We start from the raw sequence: 22086 nt of genomic DNA on the forward strand, positions 1-22086 counted from the left end.
ATAGCCCCGTCCCAAATGAGCTCCTAGAGGAGGTCGAGGAGAAGCTGGGGAGCGTCTCCCCAGAGTTTCTCGAGGCGGTAGAAGTCGCGGGCTTCGGGAGTGAAGACGTGGACGACAACCGAACCGTAGTCCATGAGCATCCAGGTCTTCTGCTCGCGGCCCTCGATGGAGAACGGATGCTCGCCGCAAGCCTCGGCGACCTTCTCCTCGATCTCGTCGACGATCGAATCGACCTGGCGGTTGTTGGTACCGGTGGCAAGCACAAAGTAGTCGCACACGTCGGAAAGCTCGGTCAGGTCGAGCACCTGAACGTCCTCGCCCTTCTTGTCGTAGGCGGCCTGCGCGGCGGCGCGGGCGACATCCTCGGCGGCGACACCGCTCGCGGACAGCGAGGCGGCAGTGCGGTCGGACGTGGCGACGAAGCTCTTGTGCTCCACACCTTCAAGAATCTGCTCGTCGGTCATGGTCTCGTCGGCCATGGAATACCTCTTTCTAGACAGCCCGAGCTAGCGTAGCTGGGCGTAATGGTTGTAAATCGAAATAGCCGTGGGATAAAGATAGCGCCCGGACTGGATCACATAGACCAGACCCTGCGCAAAACAGGAGAAGAACAACTCATCGAGCGTCGACTCCCCCACCATCTTGCGCAGCGCATGCGCATAGTCGCCGTGGCGGTTGGGCTCGATGGCATCGGCCACAAAGACCACCATATCGAGCGGCGTCATGTCGCAGGCACCCACGGTGTGACGGTCGACAGCCTGGAAAACGGCCGGCGACAACTCGGGGAAAAGCTGCGGAAGCTCATAGGCGGCAACAGGGCCATGCAAAAGCGGCGTCGCGGCGGAAGGAGAGCCGGCAATCTTAATGCCGTAATGCAGAGCGCGCGTGACCAGCTCGTCATCGGAAAGCACCTTGTCCCAGTCGTGGATCAAGCCGGCGGCAGCGGCATCAAAGCGGTCAACGCCGTAAACCTCGGCCAGATGAAGTGCGGTCTCGGCAACACCCAGCGAATGCACATAGCGCTTGCGCTTATCCTTCATGCGAACATCGAGCAGCTCTTGAATGCGCTTGAGCAGCACGCGCTCATCGCCCTCAAACTGATCCTCTACCGACAACGTAGACCCCCATCACTCAAAATCTTCTTGGCCCAAATCGGCATATAGTCTGCGTTTGCGAATGTAGCCGAGCACGGACTCGCTCGTAAGATAGCGCACGCTCATGCCGCGGGCAACTCGCTTGCGAATGTTCGTCGAGCTGATCGCCAGCGCCGGAATCTGAATATAGCGCACGTCGAACGGCAGCCCCGACTCTTTGATTCGGGCACGCGCCGTATCGATATCAAAGCCCGGTCGTGTCGCCGCAATAAAGGTAGCAAGCTCAGCGATTCGTTCGGCGTCATGCCAGGTCACAATATCGATAATCGCGTCGGCGCCCGTAATAAAGTAGAGCTTTACCTGCGGCGGGTAAAAGTCGCGAAGGGCATGAAGCGTATCGGCCGTATAGGTTACGCCCGGGCGGTCGATCTCGAACCGGCTCGCCAAAAAGGCCGGGTTCGCGGCGGTGGCGAGGACCGTCATGGCATAACGGTCCTCGGCAGGCGTCACCGGCTTGTCAAGCTTAAAGGCAGGCGTGCCCGCCGGCATAAAAAGCACGGCATCCAAGTCGAGAGACTCGCGCGCCTGCTCGGCGGTCACCAGGTGCCCGTAATGGATGGGATCAAAGGTGCCACCCATAATGCCGAGCCTAAACTCCTGCCCGTCCTCTAGGGGAAGCTCGGGCAAACCGATTCCACCGCGCAGCGACATGGCTTACTCGCCCTCCGGGGTCTCGACATCGTCCACGACTTCTGCCGCATCGACAACCTCGACGCCTTCGTCCGCAGCATCGGCTACGTCAAAGACCTCAACGGCAACGTCCTCGCCAGCATCCTCGAGCTCCTCGTACTCCGAGAAGTCCTCAGCGCCCTCAAAGTCAAAGGCGCGCTGGCAAATGCGGACCTCGTCGCCCGCACGGCAACCGGCCTTCTCGAGGGCGTCGTCAACACCCATACGCGCAAACTTATGCTGCAGGTAAATGACGGCTTCCTCGTTTTCCCAGTCGGTCTGGATGACCATGCGCTCGATGGCACGACCGACCACGCGGAAGGCATGGGGCTCTTCCTGAACAATGCGGAAACGCTTCTCACGCTGCAGGCGACGGCGCTCCCACTCATCGTCGCGCAGAACGACCGGCTCATCGGAGACAGCCAACTCGGCGCGAAGCTTGGCCACCTGCTCGCCCACGGCAAGCATCAGCGTGTTGAGGCCGGCGCCCGTCACAGCAGACACGGCAAAGAACATATGTCCATCGTCGAGCGCTGCGCGCTTGAGGTCAGCAATCTTGTCGGCCGTGCCCGGCGCGTCGCACTTGTTGGCAACGACAATCTGCGGACGCTCCGAAAGCTCGGCACCATACTGCTCGAGCTCACGGTTGATGATGTGGTAATCCTCAACCGGATCGCGATCCTCAAAACCGCCCGTCATGTCGACGACATGCATGATCAGGGCCGTACGCTCAATGTGGCGCAGGAACTGGTGACCCAAGCCCTTGCCCTCGCTCGCGCCCTCGATAAGGCCGGGGACATCGGCGACAACGTAAGAATACTCGCCGGCACGCACCATGCCCAAGTTGGGCACAAGCGTGGTAAACGGGTAGTCGGCAATCTTGGGACGGGCGGCGCTCATGCGCGCGATGAGCGAGGACTTGCCCACCGAGGGGAAGCCCACGAGCGCGGCATCGGCCATAAGCTTCATCTCGAGCTCAATCCAGTGCTCCTCGGCCGGTTCGCCCAGCTGAGCGAACGCGGGCGCGCGGCGCACCGACGTCACAAAGTGCGTGTTGCCCAGACCGCCGGCACCGCCGGGCGCCACGACGACGCGCTCGCCGTCGTGCACCAGGTCGGCAATCTCGAACATCGGGGTCTGCGTCTCGGGATCGAGCTCGCGTACCACGGTGCCCATGGGGACCTTGAGAATCAGGTCCTCGCCGCTCTTACCGTTACGACGGGCACCCTGCCCGTGCGTGCCGCGCTCGGCGCGGAAGTGATGCTTAAAGCGGTAATCGATCAGCGAGGAAAGCTGAGCGTCGGCCTGGATGACGACATTGCCGCCACGACCGCCGTCGCCGCCATCGGGGCCGCCCTTGGGAACAAATGCCTCGCGCCTAAACGACATGCATCCGGCTCCGCCGTCGCCGCCGCAAACGTTAATGCGGCTGATATCGGTGAACTGTGACAACAGAATCGCCTCCTACAAAAAAGAGGGAGACCCTTGAATCCTAAAACTCAAGTGCCTCCCACATATGTGCTCTATGAAGGGTGAATTACGCGTTCGCGAGCGGGCGTACGCTGACCCTGTGCTTGATACCCTTGTGGAACTCAACGGTACCGTCGACCAGCGCGAACAGCGTGTCGTCCTTACCACGGCCAACGTTCTCACCCGGGTGGATGTGCGTGCCGTGCTGACGGACGAGAATCGTGCCCGTGGTTACCGTCTGGCCGGCATAGCGCTTCGTGCCAAGGCGCTGACCGCGGGAGTCACGGCCATTACGGGAGGAACCGAGTCCTTTTTTGTGTGCCATTGTGTATACCTACTCTTTCGTTACGAGTGTAATCTACTCGGCGACGGGAGCCTCGGCAACAGCCTCGGCCTCTGCCTTGACAGCCTTCTTGGCGCGGGACGTAGCCTGGACCTTCACGATCTTCAGCTTGGTGAGCTGCTGACGGTGACCCTTCAGACGACGATAGCGCTTGCGCTTGTGGAACTTGAAGACCAGCTGCTTCTCGCCCTTGAACTGCTCAACGATCTGAGCGGTAACCTTGGCCTTGGCCAGCTTGTCGGGATCGGTGACGATCTTCTTACCATCGTTGAGGAAGATAACCGGCAGGGTGACCTTGTCGCCCTCATTGCCCTCGATCTTCTCGACGGTGATGACATCGTCGGTGGCGACCTTGTACTGCTTGCCGCCCGTGTTAACGATTGCGTACATGTTTACTTGCCCTTCATGCATCAGTTAGTGCAACAGCCGAATATAGTAGCAGGCGAAAATACCCCCGTCAACGAGTATGTGGAGCAAATCCACAAGTTCGCACAGGTATGGGGCTGACGAGTCGGCCCTCGTCGTCCTCGCATGCTTGATTCTGACGCTCGACATCGTAGGAGCAGATGGTCACGAGGTCTTGCATACCGGTGGAAACAATAGGTGCATCCACGCCCGGGGTCAAGCCCTGCAACAAAACATCAGCAGCAGAAAGCAAAATTTCCGGACGCATGGAGCCCTCGTTGTCGGCATGGGTGTCGAGCATGAGCACCAAATGGTCCGGGCGCTCCCCCGCCGTGAGCTCATAGCCCACGAGCGTGTGATCCAAATCCAAGCGCTTGCTCTTTTTGCCGCGCGCGTAGTCGATGCCGTGGCCCGCGCGCAGCGTGTCGATCGCACGACGCACCTCGTCGGCGCTTACAGGCGCCTCGGGATCCAAGTGCAGGTCGATGCGATACGACAAGCGCGTGAGCTGCGCCGTCAACGCCGGCGTGCGCACGTCGATGTACGCCGCCTCGATGGGCGCCAGATCGGCCGGAGACGCCGCAGCCAGGCGCCCAAACGCCTCGTCGAGCGCCACGAACTCGGTCATAAACAGGTCATACCACTCGCAGGTCGACGACGTACCCACCGGTAGCGCCGAAGAGAAGCCCACGCGCATGTGCGGGGAGAAGCCCTGCGTGACGGCATAGGGAAGTCCCGCACGGCGCACGATGCGCTCAATGGTATGGATTACTTCGAGATGGCCCAGGTACTTAAGGCGATCGCGCTTGCCATAGCGAACACGAAGTCTAAAGAGCGAGGGGTTGTCGGTCAGGCGCTCACTCATGCGCGATCACCCATCAATACATTCTTGGCGTGGAGCGTGAGGCAGATCCCGCAGCCGGTGCACGACGTGCGGGTGCAGTCGGGAGTCGTGACGCCCTCGAGCGAGCGACGGTACTCGCGCTCGAGGAAGCCGCGCGTGCAGCCGGGACTCACATGCTCCCACGGCAGGCGCCAGTCCAACTCGTAGGGCAGGTGCACAAGCTCATTGAGGTCGATGCCGTTTTTGGCAGCAGCCTCCTTCCAGTTATCGAGCGAGAAATGCTCTACCCAGGCGTCAAAGCGAGAGCCCGCGCGCCAAGCATCGATGATGACGGGCGTCATGTCACGACCGGCGCGGGACAGCGCGGCCTCGATGAGCGAGGTCTCGGCATCGTGGTAATGCACGCGGACGGCACGGTTGCGAACGCTCGTGATAAGCAACTTCTGGCGACGCTTGACGTCGTCGTAGTCGAGCTGCGGGCACCACTGGAACGGCGTGGCGGCCTTGGGGATAAAGACCGAAACCGAGATGGACACCGAGATCGAGCCGCGACGAGCCTTGGGCACCACGGAACGACCGAGCTCCAGCACGTGATCGGCCAGATTTGCGATGGCCACGATGTCCTCGTCGCGCTCGCCGGGAAGGCCCATCATAAAGTAGAGCTTCATGCGGTTCCAGCCGGCCTCGAAGGCCGCCTTGGCCGCACGGTCCAGGTCCTCCTCGGTCACGTTCTTGTTAATGATGTCGCGCATGCGCTGGCTGCCGGCCTCGGGCGCGAACGTCAGGCCGCCCTTCTTTTCGCCGGCGACCGACTCGGCCATATCCACGCCAAACGAATCCAGGCGCTGCGACGGAATAGACACGCGAATACCCGTATCCTCCAGGCGACGGTTGAGCCTGCCGAGCACGTCGCGAATGCAGGAGTGGTCGGTCGTGGAGAGCGAGGTCAGCGACACCTCGTCATAGCCGGTCTTTTCCAGACCCTGGATCACCGACGAGACGATCTGGTCGGCCGAGCGCTCGCGCACCGGGCGATACGTCATGCCGGCCTGGCAAAAACGACAGCCGCGGGCGCAGCCGCGCAGAATCTCGATAGACAGGCGGTCGTGGACCAGCTGCGCATAGGGTACGCACGACTGCGACAGCGGATTTGTGGCGCCGAAATCCTCGACGACGCGCTTGTAGACCACGGTCGGCACATCCTTGCCCTCACGCGGCACGGTGTAGCCATGCGGCGAGCAGGGCTCGTCGTGACGAACCTCATAGAGCGACGGCACGTAGTTGCCGGCAATGGATGCAAGCTGCTCGACAATCTGCGCGCGCGGGACCCCTTCGTCACGCAGGCGGCGATGCAGCTGGCAGGTCTCGAGCAGCGATTCCTCGCCCTCACCGATGAGGATGGCATCGAAAAAGGCCGCGTACGGCTCGGGGTTGTACACCGAGGGACCGCCGGCGATGATAATGGGGTCGTCTTCACCTCGGTCGGCCGCTAACAGCGGAATGCCAGCGAGGTCGAGAGCCTCGAGGAAGTTCGTCACCGCCATCTCGTGCGGCACATGCAGACCGACGATATCAAACGAAGCGACCGGCGCTGCACCCTCGAGCGAGAGCAGCGGAATACCCGCCTCGCGCATGGCGTCACCCATATCGGGCCACGGCACATAGCCACGCTCGCAGGAGATGCCCTCGGCCTGGTTAAGGATGTTGTAGAGGATGGCGATGCCCTGGTTGGGCAGACCGACCTCGTACACATCCGGGTAGATCAGGCAGCAACGGTAGTCGGCATCGGCCTTGGAAAGCGTGCCCCACTCGTGATCGATATAGCGGCTCGGCTTCTCGACCTTGGCGAGCAGCGGCTCAATTAAATGAAAACAGTCTTGGTATGCAACGCGCAACGGAAAACCCCTAAGCAGCGAGATCTGATGCGTCTTGGTAGGACGCCATAGGACGGGTAGCGCCCGCGACCGTGGTCACCAGATCGCGAACGCGGGAGAACGTGGCAGTGACCACCTCGTTGGCACGGCTGTAATCGACATCGCGCTCGTAAAGCGAAACGAGCGCACGGCCCATGCCATAGGTGCCCGCGGCAGCAGTGAACGCCTTGACGGCAAACCCAATATGCGGCGTCTGTTTGACGAGCGCGCGGGTGACCGCGCGGATCACAAGACCGCCGGCAAGCACGCCCGCGACCTCGTAGCCGCGCTCAGGCTTAATGCCGCGTCCAAAGACGGCAGCGAGCTCAAAGAGCATGCCCACCTGCGCCAGCGCCATAACGGGATAATCGGCGCCCGGCAAAAACACCAGTGCACCGGTCGCCATATTGGTAAGCGCGCACGAGGTGATGATACGATTGGCCGCCGCGATGCGCATGAAGGCAAAGTTCGCCGCAAAAGCCGTTTCCTTGTCGGTGCGATCGAGAATCCAGCGGGCAAGCGTCTCGAGCAGATACGTCTTATCGGTTGCCGCCACCACGCCGAGCATGGGCGTGGACTCCTCGATAAACGGCGCCTCCACAGCAGACTCGGCAAGCACGCACACGGGCGCGCCGGCGATCACGAGCTCCTGCACGGCACTCTCCAAGCGGTCGGAACCACACGAGAGCACCAGCACCACATCGGTATCGGTCTTTGGAGCAATTCGCTCCTCCCCCAGACGCTCGACGCGCACAATACCCGAGGTCGTCTGCGGCACAAAGGCGTCACGCACCGTCTCGGCCAGAAAGCGCGAGGCGGACGAATCCAGATAGACCGAGACGCGCACCGGCGTATCGGAATCCTTCTTAACGGACGCGCCCATCTTAAAAGCGCGGGTCAGCTTATCTACGGGAATTTTCATAGCAAACCCCTCCAGCGGTTACGCGGCGCCCGAACGATGCCGCCATATGGATTGTACGATACCCACCGTCAGCAGCTGAATCATCATCGAAGACGAACCGAAGCTAATAAACGGTAGCGGAATACCGGTAATCGGCATCATGCCGATGCACATGCCGATGTTTTCGAAGGTCTGGAACGCCCACATGCCAACGATGCCCACACACGAAAGACGTAAAAACAGAGACTCGCACTTAAAGGCAACGCGGATCGTCGAGAAGATGAGCAGCACGTACAAGCACAGCAGCAAAAAGGAACCGCAAAAGCCAAAGGTCTCGGACAGGAAGGCGAAGACGAAGTCGGTGTGGAACTCAGGCAGAAAGCCGCCGGCCGACTGCGTCGCATGGCCCAAACCCTTACCAAAGAAGCCGCCCGAGCCAACGGCGATAAGCGACTGCTGCAGGTTGTAGGCATCGTCCGAATCGGCATTATCGGGGTCGATAAAGACCGTCAGACGGTTCATCTGATACTGCTTGATGAGCACATCGTGGCCGAGCAACGAATCAAAAACCGAATCGAGCGCCAGGACGAGGGCAACCAGGCCCACGAGCAGGGCCAGGGTCGACAGCACCCATTCGCGGCGTGCACCGCTCATACAGATGACGATGGCGCCCGAAACCAGCACGACCAGGCCCGAGCCCAGGTCGCCCATGGCAACGACGGCCAAAAACGGAATGGACAGCATGCCGCAGAGCTTGACGTAGTCGCGAACGGTATCGATGCGGCCGTTATACTGCGATCCAAGCGTAGCAATAAAGAAGATGGTGATGAGCTTGGCAAGCTCAACCGGTTGGAATGTCAAGCCGATACCGGGAATCTTGATCCAGCCCGTCATGCCCAGACCGCCCGTATAGGACAGACCCGGAATCTTGGGCGAGAGGATCACGATCAGGTCGATGACGAGCAACGCCGTCGAGAAATTGGAAATACCGCGCAGGTCGGAGCGCCAGACCAGCACCGCCAGCACCGTGCCGATGCCAATTCCCAGCAGATGGCGTGAGAACGAAGCATCGGCCTTAAACTGCGAAGCTGACCAGATAATGATGGCACCGTAGGCGACGAGCGCCACAGTAGCCACGAGCACACCGATATGCACCTTTTGGCGAAACGTGCCGCGCGAGGCCGAAAGTTGCTTGTTGACGCGGTCCAGGCTGCTGCGAGAGCCGGTCTTGGTTGAACGGAACAGATCCGCCGGAGAAAAATCCATCGCAACCTCCTATCGAACCGAAGAATCGCCCGAGGCTGAAGAGGTATCGGGCTCGCCATAAATCACGCCGAGCACGTCGCGCACGACATGCATCGCGGTATCTGAGCCGCCGCCGCCCTGCTCCAGGACAGTAGCGATGACGTACTTGGGATCATCGGCCGGTGCATAGGCGCAGAACCACGCGTATTCGTCCTCGCCGCTTTTCTCACCCGTGCCCGACTTGCCGTATACCTGCGGCGTCAGGGTACCAAAGTGAGCCGCCAGGGACGTCGATGCCGTATAAATCACGTCGTGCATGCCGTTGCGAACAAGAGTCAAATCCGAATCGCTGTTGATCTTGGCCTCCAGACGCTTCTTCTTGCCCTTGCCGTTGTACTTATAGGCATCGCCGTCGCCATCGCGCGACACGGCCGACAAAAACACGTGAGGCACGTACTGCTTGCCGCCGTTGGCAAGACCCATATAGGCGCACGCCATCTGCAGGGGCGTCACCAGGATGTCACCCTGACCGATAGCAATGTTGGTCATATCGCCGGCATTCCACTTGCGGTCCTCGGCAGATGCGTCGGTGAAGTACGACTCTTTCCACTCGGCATCGGGAATACGGCCCGCGCCCTCACTCGGCAGATCGATACCGCAGGTCTTGCCTAGACCCCAGCGACGAAAGACCTCCTGCAGGCCCTCGGGATGTTGCTCGTCATAAAAGAACGCCTTGCCCATGTCGTAGAAGACGGGGTCGCACGAGTTGGCGATACCCGACTGCAGCGTCATGGTGCCGTGGCCAGACGTCAGCCAGCAGCGCTTGCCCCAAGCCTTGCCCAGGCCCGTCCAATAGCCCGTGCAGTTGGTTGTCTGCGTTGAAGTGTAGGTTCCAAACTCAAGACCGGCCAGTGCCGAGAGCGGCTTGATGGTCGAAGCCGACATGTACTGTCCGCTAATGGCGCGGTTGAGCAGCGGGTGCAAACCTTTGTCATCATTGAGCTCGGTCCAAACGTCATTTGAGACGCCGCCGATAAAGACGGACGGATCGAACTTGGGCTCGCTCGCCATGCCCAGGATCTCGCCATTGTTGGGATCGAGACACACCACGGCGCCGTTGCCGGCATTGCTGTAGCCAGTGGTCTTGGCAAGCTCGATAGCGCTCGCCAGTGCCGTCTCGCAGGCCTGTTGAATCTTAAGGTCGAGCGTGAGCTTAATGTCGGAGCCGGCCTTCGCGGGCACGGCGCCGGCCTGACCGGTCACATTGCCCGAGGCATCGACCTTGACGATCTGCTCGCCACGAATACCTTGTAGCAGGTTTTCGTAGTAGCTCTCAACGCCCGCCTGGCCTACGATATCGCCCGACTGGTACGTAATCTTGCCAGCAGAAGCATCATCATCGCCAGAGGTTTTCTTATTCTGGGCCTCGAGCTGCTCGGAGGTAATGGTGCCGGTATAGCCCAAGATATGGCATGCCGTCTCGCCGTATGGATACTGGCGCTCGGTACGCTCGGCAATCTTGACGCCCGGGAACTCGCCGGCGTGCTCCTGAATATAGGCAACCGTGGAGCGACGGACGTCCGTCGCGATGGTATGCAGGCTCTGAGCGCCCTCTGTATTGTCCTGAATACTGCGAAGGACCGCCACGTAAGGCATTCCAAGCACGTTGGCAAGATGGCGAACCAGAACCTCATCCTCGGCAAGGTCGCGGTAGGCCACGACAGCAAGTGAGGGACGGTTCTGAACAAGCGCCACGCCATTGCGGTCGAGGATGCGGCCGCGCACAGCGGGTGTGGTAACGGTGCGAGTCTGATTACTATTGGCCTGCTTCTCGTAATAATCCGACGAGACCATCTGCATGCCCCACAGCTTGACGGCAAGCGCCGCAAACATCGCGCCCACACCCGTGGTGAGGATGGAAAAGCGGCCCTTAAAGGCGGTCGCCGCGGTATTGCCCTCGCCCTCGGTGGCGCGCGGGGCCGTTCCATGCTGCGTATCGTAGGTAAAACGGGAATCGCCGCGACGCATGATGACCAGCGCGACCACGATGGCCACAACCAGCACGATACCGGCGATAATAACCGTCAACTGGGAAGACATCTACGGGCCTCCCCTATTTGAGCTTGCGGGTCTTGGGCTTAAAGCGCATGCCCGTCTGGCGTCCGCCACGTGCGGAGAATCCATAGCCGGACTGCGGCACGACGCCGGACATCAAAAACGGAATGGCAACCAGACCCGTCAGGATCGAGGACGGCAACGCATGGCCGAAGATCGCCACGACAAAGCTCGTCTCCAAACCCATAAACAGCAAGATGGTGCTGTAGATCACATTAATGACGAGCGCGAAGGCGCCCACAGTGATGCCGCGCGCACTCGGGGTACCGCCCGTCTGGCCGACGGCGCTGTGCACCAGGGCAAAAGAACCCACGGTCAGCAGGAGCGACATAACGCCCACCGGCACGGCAGCGGACAGGTCATAGAACAAGCCGCTGCAAAAACCGCACACGATGGCACGGGTCGGGTCGCCCGAAAACACGCTTAGGCACACAAGGATAATCATGAAGTTGACGCGACCGCCCGCAATGGAGATCTGCGGTGCCAGGCCTGCCTGCAGCAGCACGCACACGATGGCGGCGATCACAAACGTGCGGGAGCTCATCCCCTGCTCGTGTAGATCCATGGACATGCCCCCCCTATTCGCTCGAGCCGGAATCGGTCGTTTCGGACGTGTCGGAACTGTCATCCGAACTCTCGTCCTTCGTCTTGGTCGCAGCGTCACGCGACGTTCCCTGCGGCGTGCTGTTGGCCGTGCTCACGTCCTCATCCGAGGCCGACTGTTCGTCGGTCAGCGAGGTAATGACCAGCACTTCCTCGTTATTCTCGGCCGTGGTCTGAGCGCGCACCACAATGGTGTAGTACACGTCGTTTGCCGATTTCTCGACCGACGAGACGGTGCCAAGCGGAAGGCCCTTGGGGAACACGCCGCCAATGCCCGAGGTCACGATGATGTCGCCAACCTTAACGTCGGAGTCGACGCTCACGTACTCAAGACGCAGCGTGCCGTCAGCCTGACCCTGCAGCATGCCCTGAGCGCGCGTGTCCTGCACCATAGCGGACACGCCCGAGTTCTCGTCGCCAATCAGGCGCACGGTCGACGTTTTGGCCGATACCTCGATAATCTGGCCGATAACACCGGCAGAACTCGTCACGGGCATGTTGATGGTAAGGCCGTCGGCAGAGCCCTTGTCGATGGTAACGGTCGAGGTCCAGGCATCGCCCGAGGCACCAACGATACGAGCAGCGGTCGATTTAAGGTTGTAGGTCGACTGCAGGCCGACCAGCCCCTCCAGACGCTCAGCGGTCTTTTGAGCCTCGGAGAGCTCAGCAACCTTAGAGGTCAGTTCCTCGTTTTGCTTCTTGAGTTCGTCGAGCGTGTCCTGCGACGCCGTAAGGTTAGAGAACACGTTGCCGATGGCATTGAAAGGAGCCGCCACAGCCGAGCCCACAAAACGCACCGGCGAGGTAATCGTCGTTACGCCCGAACACACGGCATGAATCGGCCCTGCCTCGCCCTCGCGGATGTAAAACGTGAGCAGCAACACCGAAATCAGGCTGAAAACAATCAACGGGCGCATACCCGTTGATTGTCGCTTGGTATTCAGATTTGTGGAGAAACCCGAAGATCGTGCCAAATGGAATCCACCTTTTGGAAATTAAGCATTGGTCTGGACGAAGCCGCCATCAAACGCATTGGCCTCGAGCACGCGGGCACAGCCGTTAACGACGTTATCGAGCGCCGTGGGGCTGACGTTGACCGAAACACCGGTCTCATCGCGCAGGCGTACGTCGAGACCGCGTAGCAGAGCGCCACCACCGGTCAGCAAAATGCCGTAGTACATAAGGTCAGAGGCAAGATCGGGCGGCGTGGCATCGAGGGCGTCTTTAACGGCCTTGGCCATCTCGTCGAGCGGCTTGTTGAGCGCACGACGAATCTCCTCGCTCTCGATGCGCACGGTCTTGGGCAGACCCGTGATCACGTCGCGACCGTTGACCTCGACGTCGAGCTCATCCTTGAGCGGCACGGCGGAGCCGACCTTGATCTTGATGTCCTCTGCCGTACGCTCGCCGATGGCCAAGTTGTAGGCATCTCGAACGTGCGTGAGGATGGCCTGGTCGAACTCGTCACCGGCAATACGGATGGACTGCGAGACGACGATACCGCCCATGGCGATAACAGCGACCTCGGTGGTACCGCCGCCGATGTCGATGACCATGGAGCCGGTGGGTTCCTCGACGGGCAGGTCGGCGCCGATAGCGGCGGCCATGGGCTCCTCGATCAGGTAGGCCTGGCGAGCGCCGGCTTGGATCGTGGCCTCAAAGACGGCACGCTTCTCGACCGACGTGACGCCGGAAGGAACGCAGACGACAACACGCGGACGCGGAGTCCACGGATAGCGCTTCTCGGACGCCTTGTCGATAAAGTAGCGAAGCATGGCCTCGGTAACATCGAAGTCGGCGATGACGCCGTCCTTCAGGGGACGAACGGCCACGATGTTGCCGGGCGTACGGCCGAGCATGCGCTTTGCCTCGATACCGACCGCCAGGATGCGCTCGTCGTTCTTGTCGATGGCGACAACAGAGGGCTCGCGAATGACGATACCCTTGCCGCGCACGGAGACAAGCGTATTTGCGGTGCCGAGGTCGATCGCAAGATCGCCCGCATAGCTACCGAAGAACATATCCATCAAAGAAAACAACGCAACTCCTGATGTGTTGGATGATTGCTGGAAAACTACTAGCTCATCATACTAGCGCAAGCCCGGCACCTCACTTGCGGTGAAGCACCGGGCAAAGCTAAATCCCATAAGGTCACTACTGGTTGTCAGCAGCCGAGAAATCCATATCGAGCGAGGAAACGGCCCAGCCGATATGGTTGTCGGAGCGCACGAATTTGACGGTGTACTCCTGCTCACCGCCCTTGGACAGCGAAGCCTTAACCTTGGCGGTCGTCTCGGTCATGGACTGATCCATGCCCTCGACGGACACGGTGGCGCCCTGCGGAATCGAGGAGATGATCATCGACTTGGCGTCCTCGGGCAGGCTCGAGGCCAGGCAAGACTCGGCCTTTGCGGTGTCACCGTCGCCGGCAGCCTGGAACAGATCGGTAACGACAGACTCCTGAGACGGGAAGCCAAAGCCGCGCGTGTAGGCAAAGCCCAGACCGCCCGCGGCGATCAAAATGAGCAGAAGCAGCACGATGAAGACTTTGAGACCCGTGTGGCGATGGCGACGACGGACCTTGGCCTGCTTACGATCCTGACGGTCCTGCTGAACCATCTCGGACTCGGACAGCGTAAAGAAGCCGGTGTCCGAGGGATCGGGCATAAACTGACCGGTCGCACCCGTAGGATCGAGCGGATCGACGGCAGGAGCGTCCATCGCGGGCGCCGGAGCCGTGGCCATAGCCGTCTGGGCAGACAGCGCGGCAAGCGAATCGTGCACGCGGGCAAGCTCATCGGCCTGCTCGGAGGTGAGCTGGTAGATGCCATCGGCAGTAGCGGCGTTAAAGGCGTCGAGTGCGTCGGAGGGACGGCCGGCGGCAGAAAGCGCCTGACCCATGCCGGCGTTGAGCGCGCGCGTGTCGTCGCGAGGGCCGGCAAAGTCGATAGCCGTGCGGTAGGTCTCCACGGCATCCGCCGGACGGCCGAGCTTGATGAAGCAACGACCGAGCTCGCCGAGTGCGGCGGAAGGAGCCGGATTGGCGCCGTCAATGGCAGCCTGACGGAAGGCAGTACCCGCGTTGGCGTAGTCGCCCGACTGGAACAGCGCGTTACCCAGGCCCAGATAGGCCTTGAACGGCGTGGCGTAGGAAGCATCCTGCGTAGCAGCAGAGAACGCCTGGGCGGCCGTCGTGTAGTCGCCCACGGCGGCGAGCGCCTTGCCGCGGTTGGTGAGCAGCGCACCGCGCTTGCCGTAGGTGCCGTCGTTGAGGGCAGCGGCATAGGCCTCGGCGGCCTCGGCATACATGCCCAGGTGCATCAAGGCGTTACCACGAAGGTGATCGGCCTCGCCCATAATCTCATCGGGAGTCTTTGCCGCCCCAAGCATCTGGGCTGCAGCGGAAAAATCACCCGCGCGGTAAGCGGCGCGGCCCTGTTGGATCAGCTGGCTATTCAAGGAAGTCCCCTTTACTCGTGAACGATCTCGACATGGACGATCTCGTCGCCGGCACGCAGCTGCGAAATCACATCGAGACCCTCGACCGTGGTACCAAAGACGGTGTAACCGGAATCGAGGTTATGCTGGGCGCCCAGGCAGAAGTAGAACTGCGAACCCGCGGAATCGGGGTCCATGGAGCGTGCCATGGCAAGGGCGCCATCGACATGGCTGTTGCGCGGATTGGTGGCAAACTCGCCCTTGATGCAGTAGCCGGGGCCACCGGTACCGGGCATGCCGTCGGGGCCCTCAAGACCGGCAGCAACGTCGGCGCCAGACATATCGCGGGTATTGGGGTCGCCGCCCTGAATGACGAAGCCGGGAACATAGCGATGGAACTTAAGGCCATCATAGAAACCCATCGTGGAAAGCTCGCAGAAGTTCGCGACATGAATGGGAGCGCCCTCGCCGTCAAACTTGACCTTGATGGCACCCTTCGACGTCTCGATTACGGCGCACTCGTCGCCGGCAAGCTGATACTCGGGCGTGTAGAGCTCTTTCTTAAAACCAAACATGTGGTTCCTTCCTCGTGCGTTTAAAGCATATTTGTACGAATTGTAGCAATAAGCATGCGCTTACATCAATTGCGCACGTAGGTTATGCCGACTATGGCGAACTAATTTTAGGAACGCTGCTGCGGCTTCCAGGAGCCCACGTTGGCGTCGTACTGATTCAGCGCGCTGTTGCCGCTCTGCGCGATGGGCGCCAGGATCTCGCTTTGGTGGGAACTCATCGACTCGCCATCGGGAATGGCCAGCGAGATATCCCAGCTCTGGCAGATCACGTCGACGCGCTCATACATCCACTCGGCAAGCTGCTTTAAGTGGGCGATGTCGTCCGCATAGACCGTATCGTCCTGGTACTTAAGGTTGTTGAGCTCATCTTGCGTCTTTTTGATCTGGTCGCGCAGGGCGTAAGCACTCTGCGACAGCTCCTGACGGGTGGACAGCGGCGTTCGAAGATAGCCGTTGTTAAAGGAATCGATGACCTCGCCGATCTGGTCCTCGTCACCGTAGGACACGATGGTCTGATACAGACCGTCGAGCCTGGTATAGAGCTGATCATCGGTCAGCACGGTTTCTTCCTGGACCACCTCGGCAGAATCGTCCTGCTTGGTATCGTCCTCAGTCGCCTCACCCTTTTGGCGCGTGGGGAAGGTGGTTTGTGCAGCTTGGCCAAACTGGTCGTAAAAGCCAGGCATGACACCCATGGGATCAGTCGTCACGAACCAATAGGCACCACCGCACACAAGGGCAAGGACCGCGATGACGATGAGCGGCTTAGGAATATGACGCTTGTGCTTGTGATAGGCGTCCTCGTCGGGGTGCACCTTGCGCTTGGGTTTTTGAGCATCGTCATGCAGGGAAACGGGTGTGGGAATATCGACCTTGGGGATACCGAAATCCTTATCGAAAGCCGGCAGCACGCAGGTCTCATTGGGGTCGGCGGCGTCCGAAAGCACTGCAGCGGCAGAGGCCGGCGCATGCGGCACCTCGGTATCGATTTGTTCTTGCGTTAGGCGCGGAAAGCCCGCCGTGCGGCCCGCAGCCAGGTCGGATGCGGCCGCGTCCTCGGAGAGGATACCCGGAGCGGGGCGTCCGCATTTGGGGCACGTACGATCATGCGGAGAAAGACGGGCACCGCAGCCCTCGCAGAACACGAACTCGGTGTGCTCGGGACCATCGCCCGGACCCACATAGGCGTTGCAGTAGGGGCAGAACGAGGCGCCGTCCTCGATAGTCTTAAGGCAATGCGGGCAGATCACGGCATCCTCTTTTCGAAGCAATTCAAACAATCGAGGTTAGAGCATAACATCGACACGGCCCCACAGGAGCAAGGCACCAATTCAACATCGCCATGGCGCGTAGTTACTTCTTCTTTTTGCTTGGCATAGAGACTTTGATGCCTTGGGCGGACTTGGTCACGAGAGAGCGCTTGGCTCCGGTACCCTTCTTTTTCTTGGGCTGGGCCTGGGCCACGCCCTCGAGTGCGCGGGCCTCGGCCACGCGAACGATGCGGTCTTCGCGGCGCTGCGCCATGTCGGCGGCGAAGCGCTTGGCAAAACGCTCGGCCGTCGAACCCGTCGAGCTCACCTTGCCGCCACCGCGACCCAGGCGGACGCGCACACCGCGGCCAAAACCAGTTGCGGCATGACGACGACGCGGCTTGAGCGAATCCATCATCGTGGCGAGCTTAAAGAACACCGAACAGGTAAAGACCACGATGACAGCCAAGATAACCATCTGGCCCATCGTCAGGTTGGCAATAGACAGCAGCTCCGGGAATCCGATAACGCCCACCAGGATGCCGGCGACCACAAACACAAAAAGCACCACACGTAAGGGCGTGAGGGGCTGCGAGATACGCCAGATCAGGCTGACGCTCGCCGCGCACGACGTAAGCAGGCACATCGTAGACAGCGTGAGCTGGTTAAAGCCAAACACGCGCGCCACAAAGATATCGAGCGCCGCAGCCAAAATGACCGCAATCGACGCCGGCAGTGCCCGCTTGAGCACGTTCGTCAGGAACGACCCCTTCACGCGAGCATTGTTGGGCTCCAGGCCCAACACAAAGCCCGGCGCGCCGATGCAGAAGAAGTTAATGAGCGTCATCTGGATGGGCTCGAAGGGGTACGGCGGCAGCGCGATGCACAGCGCCGCCAGGCCCATCGAGAACAGCGTCTTGGTCAGGAACAGCGACGCCGAACGCTGCAGGTTGTTGATGGAGCGACGGCCCTCGGCCACCACGGCGGGCATCGAGGCAAAATCGTTGTCGACGAGTACGATCTCGGCCACGTTGCGCGCGGCATCGGAGCCGGCCGCCATGGCCACGGAGCAGTCGGCCTCCTTGAGCGCCAGCACGTCGTTGACGCCGTCGCCCGTCATGGCCACGGTGTGCTCGCGGCGCTTGAGCGCCTGCACGAGCTCGCGCTTCTGCTGCGGGGTCACACGACCAAAGACATGGTAGCGGTCCACTGCGGCATCAAGCTTGGCCGGTGTATCGAGCGTCGTGGCGTCCACATAAGCGTCCGCCCCCGGCACGCCCACCACGCGCGCGATCGACGACACCGTACGCGGGTCGTCGCCACTGATCACGTTGAGGGTCACGCCCTGCTCGTTAAAGTAGCCGATGGTCTCGGCCGCCGAGGTACGAATCTCGTCGCGGATGGTCACAAAGCCCACGGGCTCGGCCTCGCCCACCATATCGCCATCGGGCGTAAAGCCGTCCACGCGAGCCACCACGAGCACGCGGCAGGTATCGGCAAGCTCGGCGACACGGTTCTCGACCTGCGAAAACACACGCTCCGAAAGCACAAACTGCGCGGCGCCCATCACATAGGAGCCCTGCGCAAACGACGCGCCGCTCCACTTTTTGGAGGACGAGAACGGAATGACCGACAGCGGCTCAGACACCTCGACCGGGCGATCGGCGTAATAGTTGAGCAGCGCCTGGCAGGTCTCGTTGGCATCGGCCGAAGTCGCACGTGCCACGTTAGCCAGCGCAAAATCGAGCACTGTGGTATCGACGGGAACAGCCGCCTCGTCCGAGTCCACGCCAAAGCCAACACCCTCAACAGGCAGCGGGTAGGTGCCCTCGACCTCCATACGACCCGAGGTAATGGTGCCCGTCTTGTCCAGGCACAGCACGTCGACGCGCGCGAGCGTCTCGATGCAGTAGAGCTGCTGCGCCAGCACCTTGTGGCGGGCCAGGCGCACCGTGGCAATCGCGAGCACCGACGAAGTCAGCAGCACCAGGCCCTGCGGAATCATGCCCAGCAGGGCGCCCACCGTGGACAGCAGCGCCGACGAAGGCACATGACCAGCCAACAGCTCGGAGAAGCACCACGAAAGCGCGCTATCGCCCGGGGTTCCCGCGGCATCCCACAGCTCGCTCACACTCGAGGCAAACAACGCCAAACCGAGCGGGATCATGATGATGCTCGCAAAGCGCACGATGGCGTTAAGCGCGTTCATGATCTCGGAATTGACCTTTTTGACGTACTTCGCCTCGTTATTAATTTTAGCCACGTAGTTGTCGGCGCCGACATGGATCACGCGGGCGCGCAGCAGGCCCGAGTCGATAAAGCTGCCGCTCATGAGCTCAGAACCAGGCTGCTTCTTAATAAGGTCGCTCTCGCCCGTCAGCAAGCTCTCGTTCACGAGCGCCTCGCCCGAAACCACCACGGCGTCAGCGGGAATCTGGTCGCCGCGCCCGAGGCGAATGATGTCGTCGAGCACGATCTGGTCCAAGTCGAGCTCCACCTCGGCACCGTCGCGCACCGCGATGGCCTTCTTAGAGGTCAGAAGCGTGAGCTTATCGACCATCTTCTTGGAACGCATGGACTGAATGACGCCGATAGCGGTGTTCAAGAACACCACGAACAGGAACGTCAGATTCTTAAACGAACCGGTCAAAATGACCAGGAACGCCAAGATCACGTTGATCAAATTGAACAGCGTGCAGAGGTTCTCGATGATGAGCTCTTTGACCGACTTGGTCTTGAGCTCCATGTTGCGGTTGATCTTACCGGCGGCGATGCGCTCCTCGACCTCGGCGGTTGAGAGTCCGCGCTCGATATCCGTTGCTGCCATACCACGTCCCATCACGTCGCGTCGGTATAAGAAAAACCGCCCGGACCATGCGAGGTTCGGACGGTCTTACGTTCGATGGTGCCCCATGTTGGATTCGAACCAACGGCCTTCTGCTCCGGAGGCAGACGCTCTAATCCCCTGAGCTAATAGGGCCAACGTTTGGCATTATACCCAAGTGCACCACGGGCTATCAAAATAAAAGAAAAAGCTTTGCAATTACGTGGGAGACGCGGCGCAACGGCCCACTTTAGAAGGCAAAAGCGAGTCAGATAGTATAAACTCTCATGCACCATATATACACGGCTCGCGATGCGGGCCGTTTTTGCAAGGGTTATCCATCGAGGTGAGAGGCACACCATGATTGCTATTTTAAAGCAGAGCGCCAGCGACGAGGCCGTCAGCCATATCGTCAGCTGGATTGAGAAAAAGGGCCTGAAGACCGACGTCTCGCGCGGCGAGAATGAGACGATCATCGGCCTGGTGGGCGATACGACCAAGATCGACCCGTTCCTGCTCGAGTCTATGGATGTCGTCGAGCGCGTGCAGCGCGTCTCCGAGCCGTTCAAGCGCGCCAACCGCAAGTTCCACCCCGAGGACTCCGTCATCGACTGCGGCCACGGCGTCAAGATTGGCGGCGATCAGTTCCAGGTCATCGCCGGCCCGTGCTCCGTCGAGGGCGAGAACCTCATCCGCATCGCCCGCCGCGTGAAGGCCGCCGGTGCCACGATGCTGCGCGGCGGTGCCTACAAGCCCCGCACCTCCCCCTACGCCTACCAGGGCATGGGTCCCGCCGGCCTCGACCTGCTGTGCGAGGCGTCTGCCGAACTCGACATGCCGATCGTCACCGAGATCATGGACCCACGCGACGTGCAGGTCTTCCTGGACAAGAAGATCGACGTCATGCAGATCGGCGCCCGCAACGCCCAGAACTTCCCCCTGCTCAAGGAGGTCGGCAAGACCCAGACTCCGATTCTGCTCAAGCGAGGCATGTCCGGCACGATCGATGAGCTGCTCATGGCCGCCGAGTACATCATGAGCGAGGGCAACGACAACGTCATCCTGTGCGAGCGCGGCATCCGCACCTTCGAGACCCGCACCCGTAACACATTCGACCTCAACGCCGTGCCGGTGCTGCACCACCTGTCGCACCTGCCCGTCGTCGCCGACCCCAGCCACGCCACCGGCTACACCCGCTACGTTGAGCCGATGGCGCTCGCCGCGACCGCCTGCGGTGCCAACGGCCTGGAGATCGAGGTCCACGACGAGCCGAGCCGCGCCTGGTCCGACGGCGCCCAGGCCCTCACCCCCGATCAGTTCGACGACACCATGCGCCGCATCCGAGCCATCCGCGAGGTTGTCTGCCAAGAGACCATGGAGTAGCCCATGGGTACGGTGAGAAACGCGCGCGTTAACCAGGGCGGCCCCAAGTGCGCCGGCATCGTCGGCCTTGGCCTCATCGGCGGCAGCTTTGCCCGCGGCTATGCGCAGGCGGGCGTCCGCGTGCTGGCCTGGGACCCCGATGACGATGTCATGACGGCCGCCAGCATGGGCACTGTCGCCGGAGAGCTCAACGACAAGACACTCGGCGAATGCGACATCATCGTCCTTGCCTGCTATCCCGAGGCATGCATCGAGTGGCTCGAGGCGCACGCCCAGGCGCTCGCCGACGCCACCGACACCGAGGCCATCATGGGCCCCGTGGTGATCGACACGGTGGGCGTCAAGGGCATCGTGTGCGAGCGCGCCTTTGAGCTTGCCCGCGAGCACGGCTTTTATTTTGTGGGCGCGCACCCCATGGCGGGCACGCAGTACTCGGGCTATGCGCACTCCCGCGCCGATCTGTTCCAGGGCGCGCCACTCGTGCTCGTGCCGCCCGCGGTGGACGATGCGCTCAAACTGGAGCTTTTGGGCCAGGTGCGCGAGATGGTGCGCCCCTTGGGCTTTGGCAAGTTCAGCGTGACCAGCGCCGCCGAGCACGACCGTGTCATCGCCTTCACGAGCCAGCTTGCGCACGTGGTATCCAACGCCTACGTCAAAAGCCCCACTGCCCAGGTCCACCACGGCTTTTCGGCTGGCAGCTACCGCGACCTCACCCGCGTGGCGCACCTCAATCCGCAGATGTGGTCCGAGCTCATGATCGACGACGCCGATGCGCTCGCCTTCGAGATCGACCATCTGATCGAATCGCTCGGCGCCTACAGCCGCGCCCTTAAGGACCGCGACCAGCGCTATCTGGAGAATCTCCTTGCCGAGGGCGACCGCATTAAGCGCGCGCTCGACGACGAGGCCTCCCACTAGACCACCTATCACGCCAGGTCGAAAGGACCGAAGCTT

At 61.2% G+C, this 22086-nt stretch carries 20 protein-coding genes and 1 tRNA gene; 2 read left to right on the plus strand and 19 right to left on the minus strand.

Annotated elements, in window-relative coordinates:
- Nucleotides 1–23: 23 nt before the first annotated feature.
- From rsfS to FGQ67_RS04700, 19 genes are all read right to left on the minus strand, one after another.
- Entirely contained in the window at nucleotides 24–479 is a 456-nt protein-coding gene (gene rsfS, locus FGQ67_RS04610; protein ID WP_138340368.1) for a ribosome silencing factor, read from the minus strand.
- Between the two features lie 27 nt (nucleotides 480–506).
- Nucleotides 507–1040 carry a bis(5'-nucleosyl)-tetraphosphatase (symmetrical) YqeK gene (gene yqeK / locus FGQ67_RS04615; RefSeq protein ID WP_171025201.1) on the minus strand — a complete coding sequence of 178 codons (534 nt, stop codon included), beginning with the start codon at nucleotides 1038–1040 and terminating at the stop codon, nucleotides 507–509.
- 87 nt (nucleotides 1041–1127) lie between these two features.
- Nucleotides 1128–1805: a nicotinate-nucleotide adenylyltransferase gene (gene nadD / locus FGQ67_RS04620; protein ID WP_089573445.1), complete on the minus strand. Its 678-nt coding sequence runs from the start codon at nucleotides 1803–1805 to the stop codon at nucleotides 1128–1130.
- A gap of 3 nt (nucleotides 1806–1808) precedes the next feature.
- Nucleotides 1809–3275 (minus strand): GTPase ObgE, encoded by a 1467-nt coding sequence (obgE, locus tag FGQ67_RS04625; RefSeq protein ID WP_171025196.1) that lies wholly within the window; start codon nucleotides 3273–3275, stop codon nucleotides 1809–1811.
- A gap of 85 nt (nucleotides 3276–3360) precedes the next feature.
- Nucleotides 3361–3618, minus strand: a complete 258-nt coding sequence (gene rpmA, locus FGQ67_RS04630) for a 50S ribosomal protein L27 (protein WP_006236075.1) — start codon at nucleotides 3616–3618, stop codon at nucleotides 3361–3363.
- Nucleotides 3619–3651: 33 nt separating this feature from the next.
- Nucleotides 3652–4026: a 50S ribosomal protein L21 gene (gene rplU, locus FGQ67_RS04635; RefSeq protein WP_035138585.1), complete on the minus strand. Its 375-nt coding sequence runs from the start codon at nucleotides 4024–4026 to the stop codon at nucleotides 3652–3654.
- A gap of 67 nt (nucleotides 4027–4093) precedes the next feature.
- Entirely contained in the window at nucleotides 4094–4906 is an 813-nt protein-coding gene (locus FGQ67_RS04640; RefSeq protein WP_055285117.1) for a TIGR03936 family radical SAM-associated protein, read from the minus strand.
- Nucleotides 4903–6780 carry a TIGR03960 family B12-binding radical SAM protein gene (locus FGQ67_RS04645; protein WP_138340371.1) on the minus strand — a complete coding sequence of 626 codons (1878 nt, stop codon included), beginning with the start codon at nucleotides 6778–6780 and terminating at the stop codon, nucleotides 4903–4905. The genes FGQ67_RS04640 and FGQ67_RS04645 overlap by 4 nt, the downstream gene beginning before the upstream one ends.
- Nucleotides 6781–6790: 10 nt before the next feature.
- Nucleotides 6791–7720: a YcjF family protein gene (locus FGQ67_RS04650; RefSeq protein ID WP_138340372.1), complete on the minus strand. Its 930-nt coding sequence runs from the start codon at nucleotides 7718–7720 to the stop codon at nucleotides 6791–6793.
- A gap of 18 nt (nucleotides 7721–7738) precedes the next feature.
- On the minus strand, nucleotides 7739–8965 hold the full coding sequence (locus FGQ67_RS04655; RefSeq protein WP_006236069.1) for an FtsW/RodA/SpoVE family cell cycle protein: 1227 nt from the start codon (nucleotides 8963–8965) through the stop codon (nucleotides 7739–7741).
- Nucleotides 8966–8974: 9 nt separating this feature from the next.
- Nucleotides 8975–11044, minus strand: a complete 2070-nt coding sequence (gene mrdA / locus FGQ67_RS04660; RefSeq protein ID WP_138340373.1) for a penicillin-binding protein 2 — start codon at nucleotides 11042–11044, stop codon at nucleotides 8975–8977.
- A 13-nt stretch (nucleotides 11045–11057) separates the two neighbouring features.
- Complete coding sequence (locus FGQ67_RS04665) at nucleotides 11058–11624, minus strand: rod shape-determining protein MreD (protein ID WP_138340374.1); 567 nt, start codon at nucleotides 11622–11624, stop codon at nucleotides 11058–11060.
- 13 nt (nucleotides 11625–11637) lie between these two features.
- Nucleotides 11638–12579, minus strand: a complete 942-nt coding sequence (gene mreC / locus FGQ67_RS04670; protein ID WP_138340375.1) for a rod shape-determining protein MreC — start codon at nucleotides 12577–12579, stop codon at nucleotides 11638–11640.
- A 78-nt stretch (nucleotides 12580–12657) separates the two neighbouring features.
- Entirely contained in the window at nucleotides 12658–13689 is a 1032-nt protein-coding gene (mreB, locus tag FGQ67_RS04675; protein ID WP_006236061.1) for a rod shape-determining protein, read from the minus strand.
- A 127-nt stretch (nucleotides 13690–13816) separates the two neighbouring features.
- Nucleotides 13817–15121 carry a tetratricopeptide repeat protein gene (locus FGQ67_RS04680; protein ID WP_249934389.1) on the minus strand — a complete coding sequence of 435 codons (1305 nt, stop codon included), beginning with the start codon at nucleotides 15119–15121 and terminating at the stop codon, nucleotides 13817–13819.
- A gap of 11 nt (nucleotides 15122–15132) precedes the next feature.
- Nucleotides 15133–15675 (minus strand): peptidylprolyl isomerase, encoded by a 543-nt coding sequence (locus FGQ67_RS04685; RefSeq protein WP_118385167.1) that lies wholly within the window; start codon nucleotides 15673–15675, stop codon nucleotides 15133–15135.
- Nucleotides 15676–15782: 107 nt separating this feature from the next.
- Complete coding sequence (locus tag FGQ67_RS04690; RefSeq protein ID WP_171025197.1) at nucleotides 15783–16925, minus strand: zinc ribbon domain-containing protein; 1143 nt, start codon at nucleotides 16923–16925, stop codon at nucleotides 15783–15785.
- A 103-nt stretch (nucleotides 16926–17028) separates the two neighbouring features.
- Nucleotides 17029–19752 carry an HAD-IC family P-type ATPase gene (locus FGQ67_RS04695; protein ID WP_138340377.1) on the minus strand — a complete coding sequence of 908 codons (2724 nt, stop codon included), beginning with the start codon at nucleotides 19750–19752 and terminating at the stop codon, nucleotides 17029–17031.
- 76 nt (nucleotides 19753–19828) lie between these two features.
- Nucleotides 19829–19905, minus strand: a tRNA-Arg gene (locus FGQ67_RS04700).
- Nucleotides 19906–20109: 204 nt separating this feature from the next.
- Here FGQ67_RS04700 and aroF point away from each other — a divergent pair.
- Together aroF and FGQ67_RS04710 are read left to right on the plus strand one after the other, a co-directional pair.
- Nucleotides 20110–21132, plus strand: a complete 1023-nt coding sequence (gene aroF, locus FGQ67_RS04705) for a 3-deoxy-7-phosphoheptulonate synthase (protein ID WP_022094767.1) — start codon at nucleotides 20110–20112, stop codon at nucleotides 21130–21132.
- Between the two features lie 3 nt (nucleotides 21133–21135).
- The gene (locus tag FGQ67_RS04710) at nucleotides 21136–22050 is read left to right on the plus strand and encodes a prephenate dehydrogenase (protein WP_117564237.1); all 915 of its coding nucleotides are present in this window, start codon (nucleotides 21136–21138) and stop codon (nucleotides 22048–22050) included.
- Nucleotides 22051–22086: the final 36 nt, after the last annotated feature.

Source organism: Collinsella aerofaciens (assembly GCF_005845035.1).
GTDB lineage: Bacteria > Actinomycetota > Coriobacteriia > Coriobacteriales > Coriobacteriaceae > Collinsella > Collinsella aerofaciens_I.

What these genes read in the sequence shown, in the direction of transcription:
- rsfS (WP_138340368.1), bottom strand. Translation starts at nt 479, where the DNA reads ATGGCCGACGAGACCATGACCGACGAGCAGATTCTTGAAGGTGTGGAG.
- yqeK (WP_171025201.1), bottom strand. Translation starts at nt 1,040, where the DNA reads ATGAAGGATAAGCGCAAGCGCTATGTGCATTCGCTGGGTGTTGCCGAG.
- nadD (WP_089573445.1), bottom strand. Translation starts at nt 1,805, where the DNA reads ATGTCGCTGCGCGGTGGAATCGGTTTGCCCGAGCTTCCCCTAGAGGAC.
- rpmA (WP_006236075.1), bottom strand. Translation starts at nt 3,618, where the DNA reads ATGGCACACAAAAAAGGACTCGGTTCCTCCCGTAATGGCCGTGACTCC.
- rplU (WP_035138585.1), bottom strand. Translation starts at nt 4,026, where the DNA reads ATGTACGCAATCGTTAACACGGGCGGCAAGCAGTACAAGGTCGCCACC.
- FGQ67_RS04640 (WP_055285117.1), bottom strand. Translation starts at nt 4,906, where the DNA reads ATGAGTGAGCGCCTGACCGACAACCCCTCGCTCTTTAGACTTCGTGTT.
- FGQ67_RS04650 (WP_138340372.1), bottom strand. Translation starts at nt 7,720, where the DNA reads ATGAAAATTCCCGTAGATAAGCTGACCCGCGCTTTTAAGATGGGCGCG.
- FGQ67_RS04655 (WP_006236069.1), bottom strand. Translation starts at nt 8,965, where the DNA reads ATGGATTTTTCTCCGGCGGATCTGTTCCGTTCAACCAAGACCGGCTCT.
- mrdA (WP_138340373.1), bottom strand. Translation starts at nt 11,044, where the DNA reads ATGTCTTCCCAGTTGACGGTTATTATCGCCGGTATCGTGCTGGTTGTG.
- FGQ67_RS04665 (WP_138340374.1), bottom strand. Translation starts at nt 11,624, where the DNA reads ATGGATCTACACGAGCAGGGGATGAGCTCCCGCACGTTTGTGATCGCC.
- mreC (WP_138340375.1), bottom strand. Translation starts at nt 12,579, where the DNA reads ATGCGCCCGTTGATTGTTTTCAGCCTGATTTCGGTGTTGCTGCTCACG.
- mreB (WP_006236061.1), bottom strand. Translation starts at nt 13,689, where the DNA reads ATGGATATGTTCTTCGGTAGCTATGCGGGCGATCTTGCGATCGACCTC.
- FGQ67_RS04685 (WP_118385167.1), bottom strand. Translation starts at nt 15,675, where the DNA reads ATGTTTGGTTTTAAGAAAGAGCTCTACACGCCCGAGTATCAGCTTGCC.
- FGQ67_RS04695 (WP_138340377.1), bottom strand. Translation starts at nt 19,752, where the DNA reads ATGGCAGCAACGGATATCGAGCGCGGACTCTCAACCGCCGAGGTCGAG.
- aroF (WP_022094767.1), top strand. Translation starts at nt 20,110, where the DNA reads ATGATTGCTATTTTAAAGCAGAGCGCCAGCGACGAGGCCGTCAGCCAT.
- FGQ67_RS04710 (WP_117564237.1), top strand. Translation starts at nt 21,136, where the DNA reads ATGGGTACGGTGAGAAACGCGCGCGTTAACCAGGGCGGCCCCAAGTGC.